This window comes from Winogradskyella ouciana (assembly GCF_009709615.1).
Lineage (GTDB): Bacteria > Bacteroidota > Bacteroidia > Flavobacteriales > Flavobacteriaceae > Winogradskyella > Winogradskyella ouciana.
The window spans coordinates 1-283 of the sequence record NZ_WJYA01000049.1; the positions used below are offsets into that span (position 1 = coordinate 1).

At 25.1% G+C, this 283-nt stretch carries 1 pseudogene; it reads right to left on the minus strand.

The annotated features are described in order from the left end of the window. Positions 1-213: 213 nt before the first annotated feature. Positions 214-276 (minus strand): annotated as a pseudogene (gene agrD / locus F1003_RS18555) (cyclic lactone autoinducer peptide AgrD); the annotation flags it as partial. Positions 277-283 lie beyond the last annotated feature (7 nt).

Genomic DNA, 283 nt, shown 5'->3' on the forward strand with positions numbered 1-283 from the left:
AAACATTTTAAATAGAAATAACGATAATGTCGAAATTACTATGATGAAAAAATAATCAAGTTTACTGTACTTAATACCACTAATTATAGCTGGTATTGTAAACATTAATATCATTTGAGTTAATACGAATAAAACAAAATTATAACTATTTAATTATACCACCTACTAACACACTCACTATCGAAATTAATCGTGTAGTTGTGTTAATTCTTTTTATACTTCAACTTCATCCATTATGAAGTCACAAGTACTATAAGCTGCGATGTTACCAACATTTTAAATA